Here is a 5925-nt window from a genome sequence, read left to right on the forward strand (position 1 = left end):
CGTCTTGTCACAGTAGTCATTCTGGCTTATCTCCTTATGCAGGTTGGAAACCCACACACAAACCATCAGACACTCTCCAGATTTTCCCATCTACTCAAACGGAACAAAACCTGGGACACTTCACTTTGCTGTTTACCTACCTGCAACCCCCACCAACAACCATCGACCCCGACAACCTTGCAGCAACAACAAACAGCCTCGAAGGTGGCATCAACGCCCCCATAAAAGAACTAGCCCGCAGACACCGCGGACTATCACTACCGCATCAACGCACAGTGATGGATTGGTGGCTGTATCTACATACAGAAGTCCCTGACGATCCGGTCAAGATCGCCAGGGACCAACGATGGGGTCAAGACGCACTTTCCACAGCAACAGACCTGATCACCCACAACACCACAGCCACTACCAATGACATCGGTGCACCAGCAGAATACGACACCGCCATCGACACCAGCTACCAACACAACCTCGGCATCCAAAAAGGCTGGATCAAATAACCGCAACACGCCCGGAAAAGACACACTTTTCTTTACTTAACCCGTGCTAGAGGTTATGACGCAAGTTTATTGAATTCCAGAGAATTTCTGAACATCCGGCGAGCGAAGGAAACGCCCGGCCATTTCCACAGCTGGCTGAGAAGAATCTCCTTCGATTACAAGGGACGCAATCGCCAATTCCCCTGTCGTTCCAGCGAACCAGCCATTGGAAAGCTTGCCATCAATTTCTGCTGTACCAGTCTTTCCGCCAAGTGCACTAAGATCACTCAACGACCTAGCTGAACCGTGGTCAATTGTTGATTTCATCATCGTCCGGAGGCTTTGAATAGTTGTATCGCTGACATGCTGGTCTGCCTGTTTATTCACTACTGTCTGTTCGCCTTGAATGAGCTGTGGAGGAACAAGCAAGCCGCCGTTAGCGACAGTCGATTGCATGAGCGCAATCCCAAATGGACTAGCTAGAACCTCGCCCTGTCCAATAGAAGCCTCCACACGAGGAGGTCCAGCCGGTGTCCGCGGCACCGAACCAGTAAGTGTGGTCATCCCTGGTACGTCGAAGTCGGAGCCAATTCCGAGTTCTAAAGCAGTCCGTTGCAGATCATCTTCTCCCAAACGATCCGAAATGACCGCTTGGGTTGTGTTACATGATTGGGCGAAAGCTTCTTCCAGTCGAACGCTACCTAGATCGAAGTCATGATCGTTGGGAATCTTGCGTCCAGCGACGGTGATATTGCTAGGACAAGGTAGTTCCTCATCCATGCTGACTGCCCCTGCCTCTAGTGCCGCCGCTGTGGTCACAGTTTTGAACGTCGATCCCGGTGGGAATAGCCCGGTGAGTGCGATTGGCCCTTGGTTATTTGCCTTGTCATTTTGTGCAACGGCAAGGACACCTCCTGTTCTAGGATTGAGCACGACTAGAACTGCGGCACGTTGCTCACTGTCCACTGCTTGTTTTGCTGCGCTTTGCAGTGTGATATCCAGAGTGGTTGCGATTGGCTGAACTCGGCGAGGCGGCTCAGAGGCTACCGTCGTCATACCTTGTGAACTCTCAGCGCGTATCGACCATCCTGAATTAGCATCGAGCACTGACTCCCAATATTTGTTCAATTCAGCATCCAGCGGAGAGTTAAGAGTTTTGGACACGCTTAAGAGACGCCCCTGCTCCACAGTGGAAATTCCCTCAAAGGTCCTAAGTTGCTCTTGTATCTTCCGGAATTCTTCCTGCCTCAAAGTGAGGAGCACGGTGTCTTCATCCTGAGACTCTCCCAAGGTCTGCTCGATCCACTCCTTAGTCGTTGTGGGAGACACTGGTGCAAAAATCTGGGCCAATTCCTGCGCTCTAGAGGCTATATCTTTGCGACCTCGTACCTGAATAACTTTCGTCCAGGTCATATATTCATTGCCCAAGCGATCTTTAATTGGAAGATCGTACTGTTTATCTTCAGCAAAAAAGAGTGCGGAATCATCGCTCAACTGAGCTTCGAAGATCGAAGGCAACCATTGAGGCTTACCATCCTGTCCACTAAGGACGAGCCGACCATTGCTCTCCAACTCCACACCATCTTTGGACCAAGTCACATGAGTATTCTGCTTTCCATTGGAAAGATCAGATTTTTCGATGTTGACCTTCACACCATGAAGTGACTGCCGAAATTCATGAAGGGCGCGCTCCGGGTCTGGATGATCCAGATACCGTGCAGCCTTGCTGTCATCTCCCGCGTTGAAAGCTTTGAGAAATACGTCTGAGTCTGATTCCCACGGTAGAGCTGAACAGCTGCTCAACATCACTGCGGAGAGCGAACAGAGTGCAATCACCGACTGACGGAAACGATTGTGCTTAGTCATCATGGGAGTGACGTTAAGTGAGACGCATTGGATGCCACCAATATCACATAATGCAATTGTCTCATTTCATTCACATATAGGCGATGGTAGAAGTGTGTATTCAAGTGGCAGAAATTCTAACGAAGAGCGTCCACGAGCAGTCTAGCCACTTCGCCAATAGCACCATCGTGAGTACTCATTGCTTGTTCTGGCACCACCTGTTTCAGCATGATGGACACCACAATGGGCTCCTCGCCCTCAACCTGGATAATCGAAGCTTCACCATGGAGAAGTCCTACAGTGCCCGTTTTTCCATAGATATCAACGCCGCTTGGAGGAAAGCCTGAAGGAACACGGTGACGCCACACCTGCAACCCCAAGAGTTCACACATAGATCGACGTACCGCTGCACTATCGTCTTTCCAAACCTGTTCCAAGTCATTAGTTATTTCCGCCAACGAAGAGACTGCAGAAAACGCTATATCTGTACTACTCCCCCCTTGGGATTGAACATATTGACGCAATTGTTTCTCCGCCGTCACTAAGCTATTCCGATCTTGCAAGTCATAATGAGGTGGAAACCGTTTAAGAAATGCTTCTCGAGCCCACGCAGGCAGTAGACGCAAAATCTCGTGGGCGGCCACGTTATCTGACACCGATGCGACTTGTTTCATTAAGTCTCGGAGACTCACGTTCACTGCGTCATCAAAGGCAGCGAACCCATACCCTTCGTAAGTTCCTTTGGACGGTGCAACGTCAACACGAAGACGAGGATCCAGATCACCTCGTTGAATCGCTTCCAAAGTGAGGTGGAGGAGCCGGATTTTATATAAGGATGCCACCGTAATTTTCTCGTCTTGTTTGCGTCCGATAGTCACCCCATCGTGCAGTCGCGATGCACACCACCATCCCTCACACCCCGACCGCATCAACACGTTTTCCAGGGCCATCTCCATCCGTGCAGTCATTGGTTAATCCTTCGACAAATTCTTTCGGCGACCGCCATGGCCTCGGCGCCATTGTCCATCCCACCTCGGCGAACCACTACATCCACGGAAAAATCGAAACGGGAAGGAAGCTCAATAGCATTGTCAAACTGGTGAAAACCGCGAAATACCAAAGACATCCCCTCCCCTCTTCCAATCAATAAGCCCCTACCTAGAGCATCCTCTGAATCATTAATTTCGCAAGACACACCCGACCGAAATAGCTCTCTCGCCAAACCACTGGCTGCACTTGAATTGTCATTCAGGTTCTCCACCAGCAGATTCAATTGAGACAAGGTCTTATCCAACCTTGAATACCCCGGCGGCACCACTAGATCACGTGACAGAGAAAACTGCCTCGCACTGCGGTGAGTACCCAAGGGAACCGGAGCTTGAACAAGCCCCGCATGAATAGCGCCTTCTTCAACACGGGCAAGAATCTCAACAGAAGGCAGTGACGACAAAACTACTCCATCATGCTGCTGTGCCTTTGCTGCAATACGCGATCCTATCTCGCTTGGAAGCGCACTACTGATGGCCAAACGAAACCCGCTTTGCGCACCACTTCGGATACCGTCAATCATCGAATGCATAGTCTGAAGATCGCGATTAATCACCCGGGCATATGGAAGCAAGGTCAACCCTGCCTCGGTTAGTTTCACTTCCCCCGCCCCTCGGATAAATAGCGGTGTACCTACACCAGCTTCTAAGCGCTTAATGGCATTGGAGACAGGCGGCTGACTCACTCCCAGTCGCGCTGCCGCCGCTGTAAAACTACCGGTCTCCGCTAAAGCCACGAAATACTGCCATTGGCGCAGATTTCCCGTCTGAGCAATCATGGGTCTCAGCATAGTGGAGCACGAGTTCGCACCACTGCAGCGTAAAATGATGTCTTTGGCTTGAGCAACACCGTCGCGGTGGCGTCGATAAACAAAAAGGAAGTGACACACAGCGTGGGCATTGGAAACGGACCGCTCATTGTGCAGTCGGATAAGACCGTGCTGCTGGAAATCGACCACGAACAGGCGCAGGAGGCGCGCACCGCGCTGGCACCGTTCGCGGAGCTGGAGCGCGCGCCGGAGCACGTGCACACCTACCGCATCACCCCGCTGGCGCTGTGGAACGCCCGCGCGGCAGGGCACGACGCGGAGCAGATCATGGACGTGCTGGAAACCTACTCGCGGTTCCCCGCCCCGCAGCCGCTGCTCATCGACATTGCCGACACGATGGATCGCTACGGGCGGCTGAAGCTCATCAAGCACCCAGCGCACGGGCTCGTGCTAGAGACGACGGACAGGGCTGTGCTGACGGAGATCCGGCGTCACAAAAAGATCAAGCCCATGTTGGGCGCAGAGATCGACGAGGACTCGATCGTTGTGCACCCTTCCGAGCGCGGCAGGCTCAAGCAGGAACTGCTGAAGGTCGGCTGGCCCGCAGAGGACCTGGCGGGATACGTCGACGGCGAGGCACACCCCATCGAGCTGTCGCAGGAACACGAAGAATGGCAGCTGCGCGACTACCAGGAGATGGCGGCCGATAGCTTCTGGGAAGGCGGCTCGGGCGTGGTAGTGCTGCCATGTGGTGCGGGCAAGACGATGGTCGGCGCGGCCTCGATGGCCAAGGCAAAGGCCACCACCCTGATCCTGGTGACGAACACCGTCGCGGGCAGGCAGTGGAAGGACGAGCTAGTGCGCCGCACCTCCCTGACGGAGGATGAAATCGGCGAATACTCCGGAGAGAAGAAGGAGATCCGCCCCGTGACCATCGCCACCTACCAAGTGGTCACGCGCAAGTCGAAGGGCGAATACCGGGCGCTGGAGCTGTTCGACTCCCGCGACTGGGGCTTAATCATTTACGACGAGGTTCACCTGCTGCCTGCCCCGGTGTTCCGCATGACCTCCGACCTGCAGTCTCGCCGCCGTCTGGGGCTCACCGCCACCCTGGTGCGCGAGGACGGCCGCGAAGGCGACGTATTCAGCCTGATCGGGCCGAAGCGCTATGACGCCCCATGGAAGGACATCGAGGACTTCCTGGATCGCATGTCCCCCGGCGGTCTCTCGTCCGTTCCCCAGTCCCTGCGGTATTTGATTGACGACGCCACCAGGGCATTCCAGCAGGGCTCCGCCACCGAACCCCACTCGGCTCGTGTCCCGTCTCGCGTGGATACTCCCCAGCGCAACATCATGGACATCACTGGGGACTCCACCGAGATCGCCTCGGAGATCGACGGCGCCGTGGAGGGTTTTCGCCGCGCCCACGACCAGGCCATCGCCGTGGACCCGGCGGACGGCACGAAGGCCTCGGACACCCGGACCTTCCGCTCGCCGCGGGAGATCATGTCCGAGCTGCGCCGCGCCTATACCGCGGGCACACAGGTGCGCCTGCACTACGTGGACTATGCGGGTGCCACCAGCCATGACTGGATATCCATCGTGATGATGACCCCCTCCACCATCTCCGCGGTGCTCGAATCCACCGGGGAGAGCCTCACGATCCAACCCCACCGCATCGCTGCGGTGGACGTGCCGTGCTAGAGGGTGAAGTGTCCCAGGTTTTGTTCCGTTTGAGTAGATGGGAAAATCTGGAATATGCCAAGAAAATTTGACCAGGATGCG

The 5925-nt window shown here is 54.6% G+C and carries 4 protein-coding genes and 1 pseudogene; 2 read left to right on the forward strand and 3 right to left on the reverse strand.

From position 1 onward, the window contains the following. Positions 1-500 (forward strand): annotated as a pseudogene (locus WMQ00_RS11880) (hypothetical protein); the annotation flags it as partial. Between the two features lie 66 nt (positions 501-566). Here the strand turns inward: WMQ00_RS11880 and pbp2m are convergent. From pbp2m to WMQ00_RS11895, 3 genes are all read right to left on the reverse strand, one after another. After that, positions 567-2348, reverse strand: coding sequence for a penicillin-binding protein PBP2M (gene pbp2m / locus WMQ00_RS11885; protein WP_049147776.1), 1782 nt, complete (start codon positions 2346-2348; stop codon positions 567-569). Between the two features lie 113 nt (positions 2349-2461). Then, positions 2462-3292 carry a serine hydrolase gene (locus WMQ00_RS11890; protein ID WP_049147775.1) on the reverse strand — a complete coding sequence of 277 codons (831 nt, stop codon included), beginning with the start codon at positions 3290-3292 and terminating at the stop codon, positions 2462-2464. Further along, positions 3289-4149 carry a LysR family transcriptional regulator gene (locus WMQ00_RS11895; protein ID WP_012360809.1) on the reverse strand — a complete coding sequence of 287 codons (861 nt, stop codon included), beginning with the start codon at positions 4147-4149 and terminating at the stop codon, positions 3289-3291. The genes WMQ00_RS11890 and WMQ00_RS11895 overlap by 4 nt, the downstream gene beginning before the upstream one ends. A 114-nt stretch (positions 4150-4263) precedes the next feature. Here WMQ00_RS11895 and WMQ00_RS11900 point away from each other — a divergent pair, with 114 nt between their 5' ends. Beyond that, on the forward strand, positions 4264-5844 hold the full coding sequence (locus WMQ00_RS11900; RefSeq protein WP_340441070.1) for a helicase-associated domain-containing protein: 1581 nt from the start codon (positions 4264-4266) through the stop codon (positions 5842-5844). Positions 5845-5925 lie beyond the last annotated feature (81 nt).

It is taken from the genome of Corynebacterium sp. KPL2825 (assembly GCF_037908445.1).
GTDB classification, from domain to species: Bacteria; Actinomycetota; Actinomycetes; order Mycobacteriales; family Mycobacteriaceae; genus Corynebacterium; species Corynebacterium kefirresidentii.

Bases quoted from the DNA above. Each gene is read 5' to 3' on its own strand.
- pbp2m (WP_049147776.1), bottom strand. From the start codon at position 2,348: ATGATGACTAAGCACAATCGTTTCCGTCAGTCGGTGATTGCACTCTGT.
- WMQ00_RS11890 (WP_049147775.1), bottom strand. From the start codon at position 3,292: ATGACTGCACGGATGGAGATGGCCCTGGAAAACGTGTTGATGCGGTCG.
- WMQ00_RS11895 (WP_012360809.1), bottom strand. From the start codon at position 4,149: ATGATTGCTCAGACGGGAAATCTGCGCCAATGGCAGTATTTCGTGGCT.